Source organism: Yersinia alsatica (genome assembly GCF_902170305.1).
GTDB classification, from domain to species: Bacteria; Pseudomonadota; Gammaproteobacteria; order Enterobacterales; family Enterobacteriaceae; genus Yersinia; species Yersinia alsatica.
In genome coordinates this window covers 406,673-423,866 of record NZ_CABHWW010000026.1, presented here as the reverse complement: position 1 = coordinate 423,866, position 17,194 = coordinate 406,673, and the positions used below count along the sequence as shown (strand labels likewise).

The following is a 17,194-nucleotide window of genomic DNA, read 5'->3' as shown; positions in this document are numbered from 1 at the left end:
ACGTACAAATCAATGGCTACAGCAAAAAGAATGACTACCAACCTGCTATTTTGGCACAGCCTGACTTAGAATAAATCTTCTTGACCCATAATCATCACCAAATGCCGATTTTTCAGCCAAAAGGTGCCTGTTTTTATGCTTTTCACCCTAAAAAAGTTTGTCGGTGGCTTATTAATGCCACTGCCTTTGGTGCTAATCCTTATGGGACTGGCACTCATCTTATTGTGGTTTACTCGCTGGCAGAAAAGTGGCAAAACGCTTTTTGCATTAAGTTGGCTGATATTATTGCTTATTAGCCTGCAACCTGTCGCGGATCGCCTGCTATTACCGCTGGAAAAACAGTACGCGACTTATCAGGGAAACGACCCGGTAGATTACATTGTTGTCCTTGGCGGCGGCTACACGTTTAATCCGAATTGGGCGCCAAGTGCGAATTTATTCGCAAATAGTTTGCCGCGCGTTACCGAAGGTATCCGGCTATATCGTGCTCATCCCAATGCAAAAATGGTGTTTACTGGCGGCGCTGGCCCCAACAGTCAAAGCAGCGCAAGAACCGCTGCACAGGTTGCTGAAAGTTTAGGTGTCCCCGCCGAGAATATTATTGCGTTAGAGCAGCCCAAAGATACGGTGGAAGAAGCCGCCGCAGTGGCGGGTTTGGTCGGTGATAAGCCGTTTTTGTTGGTGACTTCCGCCAGCCATTTGCCACGGGCGATGAAATTCTTTGCCGCCAAAGGGTTGCATCCCATCCCGGCGCCGGCCAATCAGTTAGCTATTACCACCCCACTGCATAGCTGGGAGCGCAGCATTCCGGCCGCCGTATATCTTGGCCATTCCGAGCGGGCCTGGTATGAAACATTGGGGCTAATCTGGCAGAAATTAACTGAAAATAACCCGCCAGAAAATTGAAAGAGATAATGGGATATTTAATCTAACCAAGGTAAAAGTTGCCGGGCTGCATTATCAAATAAGGCACGGTCTAAATTGCCGGTATGAATAAAGCGAGATACCAATTCCCACAGGGTATAGAGCCAACGACGGGCAACAAAGGATTCAGAAACCGGTGCTTTATTGAGATAACGATAAAATAGTTGGCTCGGCATTCCCTCTTCACTGAGTCGGAATAAATCATACTCGCGTGGCGCCCATAATATCGGGCCGGGATTCAGCATCGCTAATAACTGATCGCTGCGCGCATCTTTCAGCATACTGCGTAAGGTGAGATTGCCGTGCACCAGCACTGAACTGTCGTCAAAACCGGCGAAAAGTGCACTTAAGGAGGCCCGAGCACGATAAAGTACCGCGCGGTCTTCCAAGGTCATGACCGGTGAATTCATATTAGATAGTGTGGCCCACAATACTTCGACGCGTTGCTGATACCAACTGAACCAATTATTTTCCTGTGTGCTATCAACGTTACCCACACAACCATGGCTATCAATGCGGTGCCAGGCTAATACACCTTCAACTATCTGATCCATCAGAGCATCCCAGCGTTCGCCGGTGCGGGTTGGTGCTTCCACTGAAACCCCACGTAAACGCTCCATCAGCAGAATTTCTTTATACGGGGATTGGTGGGTCATGACTAAGCCATACACTGTCGGCAGGCGGATATCGCCCTCACGCGACAACATTGACAGTTTATATGCCTCTTGCTGCGCAATCCCCTGACAAACATAACTTTTCGCCAACAATGGGATGGCCTGCCCCTGCTGATTATACATTGCATACAGATGGGCATAGGGCTGCTCGCTGATACGTTCAAGGCGGGTAATAGACTCCCCAAGCACGACACTCAACTCAGCTTTCAGCTGTTCCATAAGGCTCTTCCGATTATCTGACTATAGGGATTCTTCATAATGAGATGGTGGGCTGGATATTTCCAGAACCCAGATCAAATAACATCCATAATAAAAATCAAACCATCGGCTATAAAATAGCAACGGCAGGATCTAATGAGCCTGCCGTTGGAGTTCTAACGATGATTATTGCATTACTGATTGAGCATAATCGCCCGAACTCGGTCCAAATCTTCTTGAGTATCCACCCCAACCGCCGGCACAGCTTTTGCCACGGCAACATGGATTTTCTCGCCGTACCACAGCACGCGAAGTTGCTCTAATAATTCGATTTGTTCCAGTTTGCTGGGTGCCCAATTAACATAGCGGCGAATAAAACCGGCGCGATAAGCATAGATACCAATATGACGTAAGAAACAGTCACCAATGGTGTCTTTGGATTGAGCAAAACGCTCTCTCTCCCATGGGATTGCCGCACGGGAAAAATAGAGCGCATAACCCTGAGCATCCATAACAACTTTCACCGCGTTTGGATTAAACGCTTCTTCGCTGCTTGCAATCGGTACAGCTAGTGTTGCCATACCCGCGCTAGAGGCGGCCAAATTATCAGCAACCTGGCGAATAATCACCGGCGGTATCAGTGGCTCATCGCCCTGTACATTGACGATAATGTCATCATCAGCAAAATTATAACGCTCGATAACTTCAGCTAAGCGCTCGGTACCAGACTGATGATCAGCTCGAGTCAGGCACACCTCGCCCCCTGCTGCTTCAACAGCTTTCACCACTTCTGGATGGTCTGTTGCCACAATCACCCGAGAGGCACCTGACGCCAGCGCTTGCTCCATCACATGAACAACCATAGGTTTGCCAGCAATATCAGCCAGTGGCTTACCGGGTAGACGGGTTGATGCATAGCGGGCGGGAATTATAGCAATGAAACTCATGCGTGCTTCTCATCAATTGACAGTGGGCGGGCTTCGTTCTCCAACAATACCGGAATGCCGTCACGCACCGGGTAAGCCAGATTGTCAGCTTTACATACCAGCTCAAGGTTTTCTTTATTGAAGTACAACTTGCCGTTGCAGACCGGGCAGGCAACGATTTCGAGTAAACGGTGGTCCATACATCCTCCAGAATGGAGTTTAGCCAGCAGGAAAGTGGTCGAGGATATCATATCCACAGTTGCAGGTTAACTGCGCCGATGCCGTCATTGATATCCACGGTTAATAACAAGCAGTTATGTTAAGCAGCATTAATATAAGTAAATACTCTCGGCAATTGAGGGGGTAAATGTTGGTTTTGTTATTGATATGTTGAATATCGAGGAGTATTATTTTGTGACTGACATCACACAATTATGTGCATCGAGTAAGAAATGAAAGTATTCCATAAAATTATTGCGCTGTTTGCTAACTTCAGCAACTAAGCCGCAAAAATACAAATAGCAGCACCTGCAAAATAGCCCGGCGATGAAGTTAATATCGAACAGAGGTAACAACGACTCAAAATAATTGGCGCTACGGCGTCCAGTCAGAAGAGTAAAAAAAACGGCTACCCTTGGGTAGCCGTTTTCTTAGAAAGCGATCACATCAGCGGCTGACGGCCCGTGAATACTACGATATGTAGAGAATTCAACGTCCTGCCCTTCACTCAGTGATTTATTTTTGGTGTTGGCAATGGCTGTCTTGCTGACATACACATCCAAACTACCATCATGTGGAGAAATGAAACCGTAACCTTCGGACTGGTTGAACCATTTCACGCGACCCATTTTTAACGTCATAATAAATTTCCTTTTACTGGGCATCCTAACAACTCATTTTTATTTATTGTTTAGATGCAGTTGCCCATCCTAAAGTTTTCTGATTAAACCTCTATGAGCTTGATTGTATGAAAAAACCCGCATAAATGCGGGTTTTAGAATTTTGCTATCCGGATAGATGATTAGCACATTGGCATCATCAATTTCCAAGATAATTCAAACATTATAATTCTGAATTACAGAGCAATAACGTTTGCGGCAGCCGGCCCGCGCGGGCTGTCTTGGATGGTGTACTCAACACGTTGGCCTTCAGCCAAAGTTTTGAACCCATCAGTTGCGATTGCGGAGAAGTGAACAAACACATCGTTACCGCCATCATGCTGTTCAATAAAACCAAAACCTTTAGCTTCGTTGAACCACTTAACCTGACCAGTTTTCTTAGACATAACTTTTACCTTTACTATCAAATACAAATACTAATAAATCTGCCATAAGGCACTCTACGCTATTGGCAATAGCGGGTCTGCATCAGAAACATTACATATGGGAGTTACTTATCGGAGATACTAGGAGGTTCGTCTTTGAAGCGGCATCAAAAAGATAACGTCTTGGGAGGAACTGCTTTGCTTTACTCTCGTACACTCTTACACATAAATAGGTCTGTATCACAGGCCGGCGGCTATTTACTCACAAAAAATATAATCATGCAATCATTTTATCTGGGAAAATACATCAAGCAGCAGCATCAATGAGATGTCACGCATAAAAAACCAATATTCTCCGCTGGTTACCCCCTAACTTAACGATATCAAACTAAAATAAAAATTGAGCATACAGTAACCACCCGGCAATTTGCGCTGCAATAGGCCAATAGGAGCCACCTGATGACGACCCAGCCATCCTTTGTTCAGCCCGATGAAATACGTGCCAGATTCTCCCGCGCTATGTCGGATATGTATCAGGCCGAAGTCCCGCTATACGGGGCCTTATTGCAATTGGTTGCCGAAATAAACACCCAGACCATGGAACAGCAACCAGAACTGACTCGTCATTTGCGCCAAACAGGGGAGATTGAGCGGTTAAATAGGGAGCGTCATGGCGCTATCCGGGTGGGAACGGCCGCCGAACTTGCTACCTTGCGCCGTTTATTTGCCGTCATGGGTATGGTTCCTGTTGGTTATTATGACCTGGCTCCAGCCGGAGTACCGGTTCACTCCACGGCATTTCGCGCCGTGCATGAAGCCTCATTGCAGGTCAGTCCTTTCCGGGTTTTCACTTCACTATTACGTCTAGAGCTGATTGAACAACCTGAGCTGAGACAGCAAGCTGCTGATATTCTTGCGAAAAGAGATATTTTCACCCCACGTGCCATTGAGTTAATTGCAAAGTATGAAACTGCGGGTGGGCTAACGGATAATGAAGCGACTGATTTTATTACTCAGGCCTTGGAAACATTCCGCTGGCATAGCCAAGCCACTGTCAGTGCCGAGGTTTACCAGCAACTTCATGATCAGCATCGCTTAATTGCTGATGTAGTTGCTTTCAAAGGGCCCCATATTAATCACCTGACCCCACGAACGTTAAATATAGATGCCGTGCAAACAGCGATGCCAGAGCACCATATTACCCCTAAGGCGGTGATCGAAGGGCCGCCGCCACGCCACTGCCCGATACTGTTGCGACAAACCAGCTTTAAGGCATTGGAAGAAAAAGTCGCCTTTATATCCACTGATGGCCAGAGAGTTCAAGGGCATCACACTGCCCGCTTCGGCGAGATAGAACAGCGCGGTGCTGCACTGACCGCCAAAGGCCGCTCCCTTTATGACCGCTTGTTACAGGCAGCTCAAGATCAATTACAGGTGCCTGCGAATGAGAAAAATGCTGAGCAATACAAAACTCTTCTTTGTGAGCAATTCAGCCAATTCCCTGATGATTACCCGACAATGCGCGCAGAGAAACTCGCCTTTTTCCGTTATTTCCCTACCGAGAAAGGCCTCCATATTTCTGCTGCATCAATCCAAGATCTGACTTTAGAACAACTAATTAGCGCCGCTATCATCCAATATGAACCTTTGGTTTATGAGGATTTTTTACCTGTCAGTGCCGCAGGGATTTTCCAATCAAATTTAGGGGATAAAGGCCAGAGTCATTTTACCGGACACTCCAGTAAACAGGATTTTCAGCGCGATTTAGGGGTTGAGGTCATTGATGAACTGCAATTGTATGAAGAAACACAGCAGCGTTCGTTGGCTGCATGTGCCGCAGCCTTACAATTGGTGACACTGAGTTTATAAATTGGATGATACCGAATGGCGAGGGAGTGCCTGAATTTTCAGCAGTAATTGTTCAGCCTGATCAGGCGGTAACTGTGCATCGACTGGCAGATACCACCAGTTAGGCTGAGCAAAAGCCCGGCATTTGACGGCATCTTTTTCGGTCATGAGTAATATCTGTGGCCCCGAAGTCAGTGGGCTAAGTTGAGCCAATGAATAATCCTGATGGTCTGCAAAAGCATATTCATTTTTAGGCTCAATACCTAATGAACTCAGTGTGGCAAAAAAACGGGGCGGATGACCGATTCCCGCCATAGCGACGACATGGTGCAATTGCTGTGCGGGTAGGCGTTCACCTGTTACCAAATTAATCGCGTCGCATGCCACCAACTGCATGGGGATTTCACCCACAGCTGCCAGACCGCCATTAGTTATCACTGCATCGACAGAGCGAAGTCGCCCTGCCCGCTCCCGCATTGGACCAGCAGGAAGCCACCAGCCATTACCGAAACGCCGCACACCATCAATCACCACCAGCTCAAAATCGCGCTGCAATGCATAATGTTGTAAACCGTCATCTGTGATGATGAAATCCAGCTCGTGATATTTCAGTAAGGCTTTTACAGCCTCAGAACGTTTAGGAGAAACGGCCACTGGCGCACCAGTGCGCTGAAAAATCAGCACCGGCTCATCACCTGCCTGAGCCGTTGTGATCTCATTGGAGAGTAGCAACGGATAGGCATCCGACTTACCGCCATAACCACGGGACACCACACCAACACGGTAACCCCGCAGTTGTAGGTGTTCCACCAGCCAGATAACCACTGGCGTCTTACCATTACCGCCAGCGGTAAGATTACCAACAATAATAACCGGCACTGGGGAGCGCCAAGCTGAACGCAGCCCCAGAGTATAGCTGGTACGAATAAGCCAGGTGATTGCACCATAGAGCCAAGATAGCGGTAGCAGTAATAAATACAGCCACGACTTCCCAGACCAAATACGCTCAATCATTGGCCAAACTGCATACGGTTAAGTTGGGCATAAGCACCCTTTTTCGCCAGCAATTCTGCATGTACACCGCGTTCGACAATGCGCCCATCTTCAATCACCAAGATCTCATCCGCTTTTTCAATGGTGGACAAGCGATGCGCAATAACCAGTGAAGTGCGGTTTTTCTGTAACTCATCCAATGCAGATTGGATCGCCCGCTCAGATTCGGTATCCAATGCCGAGGTCGCTTCATCCAGAATCAATATTGGGCAATCTCGCAATAGCGCTCGCGCAATGGCAATACGTTGACGTTGACCACCAGAAAGCATCACGCCGTTTTCACCAATCACGGTGTCCAGGCCATTTTCCATTTTATTGATAAAGTCCATGGCATAAGCCATGCGGGCAGCTTCTTCAATTTCAGCGCGGCTGTATTGCTCATCACGGGCATAAGCGATGTTATTAGCAACAGTATCATTGAACAGATGTACGTTTTGCGATACCAGCGCAACCTGATTACGTAGGGAGCCCAACCGATAGTCACGTAAGTCATGACCATCCATCAGGATGCTGCCTTCACTCACATCGTAGAAACGGGTAAGTAAATTAGCGATAGTTGACTTACCTGAACCTGAACGCCCTACCAATGCCACGGTTTTACCCGCTTCAATGTGCATATTAATGTCATTCAGTGCTGGGGTGTCTTTGCCCGGGTAGTAGAAAGTCACATGGCGGAATTCTATTTCACCTTTCGCGCGTTCAACTTCCAGTTTGCCATCGTCCTTTTCCTGTTCCATATCCAGAATAGTGAATAGCGTCTGGCAAGCCGCCATACCGCGCTGGAATTGGGCATTCACATTGGTGAGTGACTTCAATGGGCGCATCAGTGCAATCATGGCGGAGAACACCACCGTAATCGTACCGGCGGTCAGGGTTTCCATCACACTTGGGAAGCTTGCTGCATAGAGCACAAACGCCAAGGCAAAAGAGGCAATCAACTGAATAATTGGGTCGGAAATAGAAGAGGCAGAAACCAGCTTCATCCCCTGCTGACGCATGCGGTTACTGACCGTCTCAAAACGCTCGGTTTCAACTTTCTGGCCGCCAAAGATCAACACCTCTTTGTGCCCTTTAAGCATTTGTTCTGCACTGGTGGTCACTTCCCCCATAGTGCTTTGCATATTTTTACTAATATTACGAAAACGCTTTGAGACCAAACGGATAGAAACCGAAACAATCGGTGCGATGACGATTAAAATCAGCGACAACTGCCAGCTGTAGTAAAACATCATAATGAACAAGCCGATAATCGAAGCCCCTTCCCGCACTACAGTAACCAATGCGCCAGAAGAAGATGCCGCGACTTGCTCGGAGTCATAGGTTATACGGGATAACAGAGTACCCGTTGATTGCTGATCAAAAAATGAAACCGGCATTCCCATCATATGGCTGAATAAGCGGCGACGGATATGCATCACCACTTTGCCTGAGACCCAGGAGATGCAATAGCTTGAAACAAAGCCAGTGACACCACGGACAACCATCAAACCGATTACCGCCAGAGGCATCCATTTTAAAATTGAGCTGTTCGCTTTACCAAAACCATCGTCTAACAATGGCTTTAGCAATGACAACATAAAGGTGTCACTGGCAGCATTAAGGATCAATGCTATCGCCGCCACCACAAGACCGGTCTTAAAAGGAGAGATCATTGGCCAGAGGCGACGGAACGTCTGCCAAGTGGATAGATCTTTATCATTCATCATGCAAATACCAGCACCAGAAGAAATAGCGGCCCATTCTACTCATTATGACCCCTAACGCCAAATTGCTGGTGGTACCAACGTGGCATTAATTGTTCCCGATAGCCATTAATTTGCCAACTATCGCTGTAAAAATACACACTTAGTTGTCCAGATACCGAGGTATCACGCCAAATAATGCTATTTTTTTGATAGCGCTGAATCACTTTTTTGGCAGGAAGATGCCATTGGTTATAGCGTGCAACAGAAGTCAGTGCCAACTCCGGCTTCACCGCCCGTAAGAAAGGCGCAGTTGAAGAGGTATTGCTCCCATGATGAGGAACCTGTATCAGTGTTGAGGCTAGCTTTGGACGAGAATATTTGACCAACTGCCGCTCCCCCTTCATTTCAAGGTCACCGGTCAGCAATAAGCGGTATTTGCCATCATCGATACGAATAACACACGAATCATCATTTTGAGCATTAACCACCTGTGCCTCAGGCCATAAAACCTCGAAATTCAAACCTTGCCACTGCCATTGCTCCCCTTGCTTACAGGGCAACACACTGACATCGCCCTCTAGAGGGAATGGCGCGCGAACCGTCGCCAGTGGAAAAGCAGCACGAAGTTCAGCTAATCCTCCAGTATGATCCAGATGATCATGACTAAGGATAATCTGCTCCACGGTAATGCCACGCCAGCGTAAATAAGGCAGGATAACCATTGAGGCCATGCTACCCGTTGCCCAGCGGTTACCTGTATCGAAGATAATGGCTTTTCGGTCGCGTTCAATTACCATCGCCAAACCATGACCGATATCCAACATATCAACACGCCAGCGGTATTCATCACGTCGTTGTGTGAGCAATATCAAATTAACGCAAAGAACTATGATTCCAATAGGGTAATTACGCCACCACTGGAAGCGCCAGACCAGCATGAGCAGCCAACCTCCGTATCCCAAAGCAATGGATGTCGTACCGACATATAGCCAACCAGTGCTCAAATAGTGAAGGGGCGAAAGCACTGCCGCTAGCGACATATCAGCCAATGACCAAAACACTGCGGCAATAGTAGGAAGTAGCGTAAAAATCAGCGCCAATAGAACACTTGGAACAGTCATGAAGGAAACAACAGGGACCGCCCATAAATTGGCTGGTATCGAAAATAAACTGATGCCATGGAATAGACCTATTTGCAATGGCATCAACAGCAGCATCATACCCAATTGCAAATGAAACCAACGGATTGGCCCTCCATACCTACTCGTTTTAAAACGCGATGAAAGTGGCATCCAGTAGAACCAACATATTAGGCTGAAGACTGCCAGACAAGAGAGCCAGAAACTGTCTGAAAGTACTGCGAGTGGGTCGCTGAGTAAAATTAGCGCCAATGCCCATAACCACACTTGCCAGGCACTACATGACACGCCAGCTAGTCGAAGCAATGACCATAGCGTTAATGCTATGGCAGCCCTGACCGCAGGTGGATTGGCCCCAGCCAACCAAACATAAATCATTGCCACCAGCCAGCCTATCAACAACGGAAACAGTGGCCGAATCCCGCTAACAGGAAGGAAAAGCTGCACACACCGGGCCAGAGCGCCGCCAAACAGTGCCGCCATTGCAATGTGCAAACCTGAAATTGCCATCAGATGTGCCGTGCCGGTGTCACGTAGAAGAGCCCAGAGCTGAGAGTCTAGTTGACGTCTTTCACCAAAAGCCAGCGCCAGCAATATTCCTCGTTGACTGTAGGGTTCAAGTTGCTGCTCAACAGCCCGGATAACCTGCTGGCGAGTATTACAGCGGGCATCAAGTACTTGAGCGTGAATGACTCGCCCTTGCAGCGGACGGTGATTGGCTATTGCCCAACGTTGGCTATCAAAACCCCCTTCATTGAGTAAACTGTGGACACCTCGCATCTTTAGGCGAAGTTTCCACTGCTGCCCCGCACAGTAGCTAAGATCCTTTTGCCACTTTAGCGCAACGCTAATCGGCGGGAAAACTCTCTGACCATTAACCTGTTGAATACCAAGCAGGACTTTGTTGTCATCCTTCCAGGCCAAATGTGAGCTATTGATTGTACCAACGACTTGCTGCTCCCCTTGAGTCAAAAGCTCAATCTGCATCAATGCTTTATCTCCATGCCAAACACCCCATGCAAAGCTAATCAGGGCCAATGTAAGACATTGGCAATAAGCATTACCACTCATCCATAACAAACCACCCAACACCAGAAATGCGCTTATGGCTGCCGCTCCAGGAAGCTGCGGCAGAAAAACCAGGGGCAGAAGGCCGGCAACAATAGCTATTGCGGCATGATCAATTGATAAAGTGATATTAATCCATCCATTCTATGACGCTCAGATAAGCTTATTGCCATCCGAACCTCTCTGGGTAAGACACGGATTCTCTATGGGAGTGGGCAATACAACCAGCATGAATAGTGAGTGTTCAGAGCAGGTTCGCGAACAGTTTTGCCTTGTTGCAAAAACAATCTTAGAAATGCGGGATGTATCTTAAATAAATGGGGTTTTACTCATGAAGGGAGAGCGTTTTGATGTAGCTAGATTTGATCTGGGTAGGTAGTCGAGGCGAAGAACAAAATAAAAACGGTGCCATTATAGGCACCGTTTCGTATTAGCGTTACACCTGAGTAATCTGAAGCATGCGCCTCAAGTACTTTAGGTATATATAATAACGCGGAAAGTTGTAAACAACTTAACCGTAGATATTAGCGCGATCGCGCAATTCTTTACCTGGCTTAAAGTGTGGAACGTACTTACCGTCCAACTCAACTTTAGTGCCAGTCTTCGGATTGCGGCCAACACGCGGAGCACGGTAGTGAAGCGAAAAACTGCCAAATCCGCGGATCTCAATGCGCTCACCTTCAGCTAGTGTTCCAGCCATATGTTCAAGCATTTCTTTCACTGCATCCTCAACGACCTTCGCCGGTACGTGAGATTGCTGGCCAGCAAGTCTTTCAATAAGTTCAGACTTGGTCATATTACCTCCAAGCTTTGCAGCTAAACTACCGTATAGGGGCAGAAAGACCGCCCCCCGTTATTACTCGCCTTTTGCAGCTTTGAACGCTTCTGCCATTGCGCTAGAGAAGTTGCCTTCTTCTGGCTTGTTGTTAACTGTAGCAATAGCATCTTTCTCATCAGCTTCGTCTTTAGCACGAACAGACAGGCTGATTACGCGGTTTTTGCGGTCAACGCCAGTATATTTGGCTTCAACTTCATCACCGACGTTCAGAACCAGCGTCGCATCTTCAACGCGGTCGCGAGTTGCTTCGGAAGCACGCAGATAACCTTCTACGCCGCCTGCCAATTCAACTGTAGCACCTTTAGCGTCAACTGCAGTTACTTTACCAGTAACAATAGCACCTTTCTTGTTAACAGACAGGTAGTTATTGAACGGGTCTTCTGCCAGTTGTTTCACGCCCAAGGAGATACGCTCACGTTCTGCGTCAACTTGCAGAACCACAGCTGCGATTTCGTCGCCTTTCTTGTATTCACGAACTGCTTCTTCGCCTGCAACGTTCCAGGAGATGTCAGACAGGTGAACCAGGCCGTCGATGCCGCCGTCCAAGCCGATGAAGATACCGAAGTCAGTGATAGACTTGATTTTACCTTCAACGCGGTCGTTTTTGTTGTGGGTTTCTGCAAACAGCTGCCATGGGTTAGATTTGCACTGTTTCAGGCCCAGAGAAATACGACGACGTTCTTCATCGATGTCCAGAACCATAACTTCCACTACGTCGCCAACGTTAACAACTTTAGACGGGTGAATGTTTTTGTTGGTCCAATCCATTTCTGAAACGTGTACCAGACCTTCAACACCTTCTTCGATTTCTACGAAGCAGCCGTAATCAGTCAGGTTGGTTACACGACCAGTCAGCTTAGTGCTTTCTGGGTAACGTTTAGCGATAGCAACCCATGGATCTTCGCCCAGCTGTTTCAAGCCAAGGGATACACGAGTACGTTCGCGGTCGAATTTCAGAACTTTAACAGTGATTTCGTCGCCCACATTGACGATTTCGCTTGGGTGTTTAACACGTTTCCAAGCCATGTCAGTAATGTGCAGCAAGCCATCAACGCCACCCAGATCAACGAATGCACCGTAGTCAGTCAGGTTCTTAACGATACCCTTAACTTCCATGCCTTCTTGCAGGTTTTCCAGCAATTGATCACGCTCAGCGCTGTTCTCGGATTCGATAACTGCACGACGAGAAACAACGACGTTGTTGCGTTTCTGATCCAGCTTGATGACTTTGAACTCAAGCTCTTTGCCTTCCAGATGCAGAGTATCGCGAACTGGACGCACATCAACCAGTGAACCAGGTAAGAACGCACGGATGCCGTTCAGTTCGACTGTAAAGCCGCCCTTCACTTTGCCGTTGATCACACCAGTAACGGTTGCAGCTTCTTCGTAAGCCTTTTCCAGCATCAGCCATGCTTCGTGACGCTTAGCTTTCTCACGGGACAGCAGAGTTTCACCGAAGCCGTCTTCAACAGCGTCCAGAGCAACGTCAACTTCGTCACCAACTTGAATTTCCAGTTCGCCTTGCGCGTTCTTGAACTGTTCTGCTGGAATTGCTGACTCAGATTTCAGACCGGCGTCAACCAGTACGATATCTTTATCGATAGAAACAACAACACCACGGACGATAGAGCCCGGACGTGTTTCAATTGTTTTCAGGGATTCTTCAAAGAGTTGAGCAAAAGATTCTGTCATGTTAATAATCTTCAGGATTCTTAAGTTTAACGTCCATCTAGCATCCCGCCGGATGGGGTTGTTTCACATGCCTCGCCACACATCCTTGCAGCAAGGTTAAAGTGCTCATCAAAAATAATTTTAATTAAAAAATAAATCGTTGAGAGCTCAGAACTGACCGCATTGTCGTTATTTTTTTAACGGCAACGCTAGAATTCGTTGGGCATAAGCCAGCGCCTGTTCGATCACCTGCTCGATGGACATACTGGTTGAATCCAGTACCAACGCATCTGCGGCAGGGACTAAAGGTGCAATAGCCCGATTACGATCGCGGTCATCCCGCTCCTGTATCTCGGACAAAAGACGTTCAAAGTTAACATTAAACCCCTTTTCCTGCAACTGTAGCATGCGCCTGTGTGCACGTTCTTGCGAACTTGCATCCAGAAATATTTTCACTGGCGCATCAGGGAAGACTACAGTGCCCATATCGCGACCATCAGCAATCAGGCCTGGTGCTTCACGAAATGCCCTTTGTCGGCGTAACAATGCTTCACGCACTCGGGGGAAAGCCGCAGCCTGAGATGCCGTGTTGCCCACAGTTTCAGTGCGAATCTCATTGCTGACATCCTCACCTTCTAAAATCACTTTTAACTGCCCATTCTGTGAGACAAAACGAACATCGAGATGCGCGGCAAGTGGAACTAATGCCTCTTCGGTGCTGATATCAACCTGATGATGCAGTGCTGCCAAAGCTAAAACACGGTAAATCGCACCAGAATCCAGCAAATTCCAGCCCAGCGATTCAGCCAGTGCTTTACAAAGCGTACCTTTACCTGCACCACTCGGTCCATCAACGGTTATCACCGGGGCTGACGCCGTCATTTATCTCTCCTTTCGGTAGGCAAAACCTCTTGTCTACCCGATAGGGCAAACACAGGAGCAGTATTATACGCTGCATCGGTATGAACTGTTACCCTGCCGTGGTTTAGTTGCTGAAAATAAAACCATAGGCTGTGGCTGAAGTGTAGAAGATATGGGCAAGATAAGCCGATAATTATTTATTTCTAATCTATCTATCACCAAGATTTCACCGACGATAGCCAATCATAACTCGCTCAGAAATCGCCTTTATGTCATAAAAAATGGGTACCCATTGGCACCCATTTACGCAGTTAAATTATGTCAATCTACCCTTGAAATTATTGGCTCAAGCGGGCCAGTTGTTCAAAGTAATCAGGGAAAGTCTTGGCGGTGCATTTAGGGTCCAGAATAGTGACCGGCGTATCGGACAGTGCCACCAGAGAGAAGCACATTGCCATGCGGTGGTCATTGTAAGTCCCTATTTCTGCGGCGATTAACTGTGCCGGAGGTACCACCCGAATATAATCCTGCCCCTCTTCCACTTCGGCTCCGACTTTTCTCAGTTCCGTCGCCATTGCAGATAAACGGTCAGTTTCTTTAACTCGCCAGTTATAAATATTACGAATCACCGTCGGGCCATCGGCAAATAATGCCGTCGTGGCAATGGTCATTGCCGCATCTGGGATGTGGTTCATATCCATATCGATACCATGCAATTCACCACGGCTGCATTCGATATAGTCATCACCCCAACTCACTTTCGCGCCCATTTTTTCCAACACATCGGCAAACTTAGTATCACCTTGCACGCTTTTCTTGCCGATACCCGTCACACGCACGGTGCCGCCTTTAATCGCCGCAGCCGCCAGGAAATAGGATGCCGATGACGCGTCGCCTTCAACCAGATACGTTCCCGGTGTGCGATAAGTCTGCCCACCTTTGATATGGAATATTTGGTAGTTTTCATGCACCACATCAACGCCGAAAGCCTTCATCAGATGCAAGGTAATATCGATATAAGGCTTGGAAACCAGCTCACCTTGAATCTGAATATCAGTATCTTGTTCAGCTAAAGGGGCCGTCATCAGTAATGCCGTCAGGAATTGGCTGGAAACACTGCCATCAACCGTTAGCTTACCGCCGCGGAAACCGCCACGTAAGCGCAATGGCGGGTAGTTTTCTTGCTCCAGATAATCAATCTGTGCACCGCCCTGGCGTAATGCATCCACTAAATGACCAATTGGCCGCTCTTTCATACGCGGTTCACCGGTCAGTACGATATCGCTATTCCCCAGACACAGTGCCGCCGCCAATGGGCGCATTGCTGTGCCGGCATTGCCTAAAAACAGCTCCAACGGCTGCTCGGCAACCAATTTGCCGCCAAGGCCATCAACGTCACAGCGGGTACGATCAGCAGAAAGACGGAACTTTACCCCCAATGCCTGAAGCGCATTGAGCATATGACGGATGTCATCACTGTCTAACAAATTGTTGAGCTGGGTAGTCCCCTCAGCCAGCGCTGCCAGAAGAAGTGCACGGTTAGAAACACTTTTAGAACCAGGTAAATTAACGGTGCCATTAATCAGGGCAATGGGTTGTAAAGTCAGGGATTCCAGCATGGGAAAAGCACTCTCCAGTCTTAATGAACCACAGCCCCGCACGGGGCTGTGGCTATCAATTAATAAATCACTAATGAATAAGTTACTAATGAATAATTACGATGCAAATAATGGCGATAAATGAATCTGTGCAGGTTTATACCCGCACAGCGAAATCAACCATGGCGGCGTTCAAAATCAGCCATAAAATCGGTTAATGCTTTAACGCCTTCAATTGGCATAGCGTTATAGATTGAAGCCCGCATTCCCCCAGCGACCCGATGGCCTTTCAAGGCTTGCAACCCTTGAGCTTCAGCTTCACTCAAGAACAGCTTGTCCAGCGAAGGATCTTTCATTTGGAACGGCACATTCATCCGAGAACGATTCGCGGTAGCAATCTGATTGCGGTAAAAACCAGTGCGGTCAATAGCGCTATACAGTAACTCAGCTTTGGCCTGATTACGTTTTGCCATTTCGCCCAAACCGCCCTGCTCTTTCAGCCATTTAAATACCAAGCCAGAGAGATACCAAGCGAAAGTTGGCGGAGTATTGAACATCGAATCGTTCTCTGCCAGAACTTTATAATCAAGGATCGACGGCAGTTCTTGGCGGGCTTTGCCGAGCAAATCGTCACGCACGATAACCACTGTCAGACCCGCTGGGCCGATATTCTTTTGGGCACCGGCATAAATGACACCATAGCGGCTGACATCAATCGGGCGAGAAAGGATAGATGAGGAGTAGTCCGCGACAACCACTTTGTTACCAAAATCAGGCTCTTCATCGATAGCAAGCCCATCAATGGTTTCGTTCGGGCAGTAATGCACATAGGCGGCATTATCACTCAATTTCCATTGTTTCATGGGCTGAATGCCAGTGACGCCATTCTCGTGAGTCGTCACATCAATGACATTCGGAGTGCAATATTTCTGTGCTTCTTTGACCGCACTGTGCGCCCAATAGCCGCCATCAATATAATCCGCACTGTTACTGTCACCGAGTAAATTCAGTGGAACCGCAGCAAACTGTGCGCGTGCACCGCCGTGACAAAATAACACTTTATAATTGGCTGGGATCTGCATCAGATCGCGCAGATCTTTTTCAGCCTCTTCAGCTACCTGCATAAATTCTTTACTGCGGTGGCTGATTTCCATGACCGACGTACCCAGACCATGCCAGTTACGTAATTCCTGTTCCGCACGACGTAAAACTTCAACCGGTAGCATTGCTGGACCAGCACTAAAATTATAAACCTGTGTCATTTCCCCTCACCACACTCTACTGAGATTGCCATCGTTATAACCCATCACTCGGTTTTATCATCCGAGTCCGCCTGCTGCAACGGTTATTCACTGGCAAGGAGCAAACTCTCAACCTCGGCTACAGCAGGCTGTGCGTTAACTGGCTATTAATTTGAAATTATTCACCAAAAGTGGCCCCATACTAT

At 47.7% G+C, this 17,194-nt stretch carries 15 protein-coding genes; 2 read left to right on the top strand and 13 right to left on the bottom strand.

Annotation, left to right across the window (positions count from 1 at the left end):
* The first annotated feature begins 135 nt into the window (after positions 1 to 135).
* On the top strand, positions 136 to 906 hold the full coding sequence (gene elyC / locus FTA96_RS16030; protein WP_050106316.1) for an envelope biogenesis factor ElyC: 771 nt from the start codon (positions 136 to 138) through the stop codon (positions 904 to 906).
* A gap of 17 nt (positions 907 to 923) precedes the next feature.
* Here elyC and FTA96_RS16025 read toward each other — a convergent pair whose 3' ends face one another.
* From FTA96_RS16025 to cspE, 5 genes are all read right to left on the bottom strand, one after another.
* The gene (locus FTA96_RS16025; protein ID WP_050106315.1) at positions 924 to 1,817 is read right to left on the bottom strand and encodes a YcbJ family phosphotransferase; all 894 of its coding nucleotides are present in this window, start codon (positions 1,815 to 1,817) and stop codon (positions 924 to 926) included.
* Positions 1,818 to 1,990: 173 nt separating this feature from the next.
* Entirely contained in the window at positions 1,991 to 2,743 is a 753-nt protein-coding gene (kdsB, locus tag FTA96_RS16020; protein ID WP_050106314.1) for a 3-deoxy-manno-octulosonate cytidylyltransferase, read from the bottom strand.
* On the bottom strand, positions 2,740 to 2,922 hold the full coding sequence (locus FTA96_RS16015; RefSeq protein ID WP_004700032.1) for a Trm112 family protein: 183 nt from the start codon (positions 2,920 to 2,922) through the stop codon (positions 2,740 to 2,742). Before FTA96_RS16015 ends, kdsB begins: the two co-directional genes overlap by 4 nt.
* Before the next feature lie 450 nt (positions 2,923 to 3,372).
* Positions 3,373 to 3,582, bottom strand: a complete 210-nt coding sequence (locus FTA96_RS16010) for a cold-shock protein (protein ID WP_005159937.1) — start codon at positions 3,580 to 3,582, stop codon at positions 3,373 to 3,375.
* A 215-nt stretch (positions 3,583 to 3,797) separates the two neighbouring features.
* Positions 3,798 to 4,007, bottom strand: a complete 210-nt coding sequence (gene cspE, locus FTA96_RS16005; RefSeq protein ID WP_050106313.1) for a transcription antiterminator/RNA stability regulator CspE — start codon at positions 4,005 to 4,007, stop codon at positions 3,798 to 3,800.
* A gap of 438 nt (positions 4,008 to 4,445) precedes the next feature.
* Here cspE and hglS point away from each other — a divergent pair, with 438 nt between their 5' ends.
* Positions 4,446 to 5,855 (top strand): 2-oxoadipate dioxygenase/decarboxylase HglS, encoded by a 1,410-nt coding sequence (hglS, locus tag FTA96_RS16000; RefSeq protein ID WP_145574301.1) that lies wholly within the window; start codon positions 4,446 to 4,448, stop codon positions 5,853 to 5,855.
* Here the strand turns inward: hglS and lpxK are convergent.
* The 8 genes from lpxK to serC all read right to left on the bottom strand — a co-directional run bounded on the left by lpxK (position 5,850) and on the right by serC (position 17,009).
* Positions 5,850 to 6,848, bottom strand: coding sequence for a tetraacyldisaccharide 4'-kinase (gene lpxK / locus FTA96_RS15995; protein WP_145574300.1), 999 nt, complete (start codon positions 6,846 to 6,848; stop codon positions 5,850 to 5,852). The two genes, hglS and lpxK, sit on opposite strands and share 6 nt — an antisense overlap.
* Positions 6,845 to 8,593 (bottom strand): lipid A ABC transporter ATP-binding protein/permease MsbA, encoded by a 1,749-nt coding sequence (gene msbA, locus FTA96_RS15990; protein WP_050106310.1) that lies wholly within the window; start codon positions 8,591 to 8,593, stop codon positions 6,845 to 6,847. The genes lpxK and msbA overlap by 4 nt, the downstream gene beginning before the upstream one ends.
* Before the next feature lie 35 nt (positions 8,594 to 8,628).
* On the bottom strand, positions 8,629 to 10,914 hold the full coding sequence (locus FTA96_RS15985; RefSeq protein WP_050151057.1) for a ComEC family protein: 2,286 nt from the start codon (positions 10,912 to 10,914) through the stop codon (positions 8,629 to 8,631).
* A gap of 376 nt (positions 10,915 to 11,290) precedes the next feature.
* On the bottom strand, positions 11,291 to 11,575 hold the full coding sequence (ihfB, locus tag FTA96_RS15980; RefSeq protein ID WP_004710022.1) for an integration host factor subunit beta: 285 nt from the start codon (positions 11,573 to 11,575) through the stop codon (positions 11,291 to 11,293).
* Between the two features lie 60 nt (positions 11,576 to 11,635).
* Entirely contained in the window at positions 11,636 to 13,309 is a 1,674-nt protein-coding gene (rpsA, locus tag FTA96_RS15975) for a 30S ribosomal protein S1 (RefSeq protein ID WP_004391091.1), read from the bottom strand.
* 168 nt (positions 13,310 to 13,477) lie between these two features.
* A complete protein-coding gene (gene cmk / locus FTA96_RS15970) occupies positions 13,478 to 14,170 on the bottom strand; it encodes a (d)CMP kinase (RefSeq protein ID WP_050106308.1) in 693 nt (230 codons plus the stop codon).
* Positions 14,171 to 14,487: 317 nt separating this feature from the next.
* Positions 14,488 to 15,768: a 3-phosphoshikimate 1-carboxyvinyltransferase gene (gene aroA / locus FTA96_RS15965; RefSeq protein ID WP_050133049.1), complete on the bottom strand. Its 1,281-nt coding sequence runs from the start codon at positions 15,766 to 15,768 to the stop codon at positions 14,488 to 14,490.
* 155 nt (positions 15,769 to 15,923) lie between these two features.
* A complete protein-coding gene (gene serC / locus FTA96_RS15960; protein WP_050106306.1) occupies positions 15,924 to 17,009 on the bottom strand; it encodes a 3-phosphoserine/phosphohydroxythreonine transaminase in 1,086 nt (361 codons plus the stop codon).
* Positions 17,010 to 17,194: the final 185 nt, after the last annotated feature.

Bases quoted from the DNA above. Each gene is read 5' to 3' on its own strand.
- elyC (WP_050106316.1), top strand. From the start codon at position 136: ATGCTTTTCACCCTAAAAAAGTTTGTCGGTGGCTTATTAATGCCACTG.
- FTA96_RS16025 (WP_050106315.1), bottom strand. From the start codon at position 1,817: ATGGAACAGCTGAAAGCTGAGTTGAGTGTCGTGCTTGGGGAGTCTATT.
- kdsB (WP_050106314.1), bottom strand. From the start codon at position 2,743: ATGAGTTTCATTGCTATAATTCCCGCCCGCTATGCATCAACCCGTCTA.
- FTA96_RS16015 (WP_004700032.1), bottom strand. From the start codon at position 2,922: ATGGACCACCGTTTACTCGAAATCGTTGCCTGCCCGGTCTGCAACGGC.
- FTA96_RS16010 (WP_005159937.1), bottom strand. From the start codon at position 3,582: ATGACGTTAAAAATGGGTCGCGTGAAATGGTTCAACCAGTCCGAAGGT.
- cspE (WP_050106313.1), bottom strand. From the start codon at position 4,007: ATGTCTAAGAAAACTGGTCAGGTTAAGTGGTTCAACGAAGCTAAAGGT.
- hglS (WP_145574301.1), top strand. From the start codon at position 4,446: ATGACGACCCAGCCATCCTTTGTTCAGCCCGATGAAATACGTGCCAGA.
- lpxK (WP_145574300.1), bottom strand. From the start codon at position 6,848: ATGATTGAGCGTATTTGGTCTGGGAAGTCGTGGCTGTATTTATTACTG.
- msbA (WP_050106310.1), bottom strand. From the start codon at position 8,593: ATGATGAATGATAAAGATCTATCCACTTGGCAGACGTTCCGTCGCCTC.
- ihfB (WP_004710022.1), bottom strand. From the start codon at position 11,575: ATGACCAAGTCTGAACTTATTGAAAGACTTGCTGGCCAGCAATCTCAC.
- rpsA (WP_004391091.1), bottom strand. From the start codon at position 13,309: ATGACAGAATCTTTTGCTCAACTCTTTGAAGAATCCCTGAAAACAATT.
- cmk (WP_050106308.1), bottom strand. From the start codon at position 14,170: ATGACGGCGTCAGCCCCGGTGATAACCGTTGATGGACCGAGTGGTGCA.
- aroA (WP_050133049.1), bottom strand. From the start codon at position 15,768: ATGCTGGAATCCCTGACTTTACAACCCATTGCCCTGATTAATGGCACC.
- serC (WP_050106306.1), bottom strand. From the start codon at position 17,009: ATGACACAGGTTTATAATTTTAGTGCTGGTCCAGCAATGCTACCGGTT.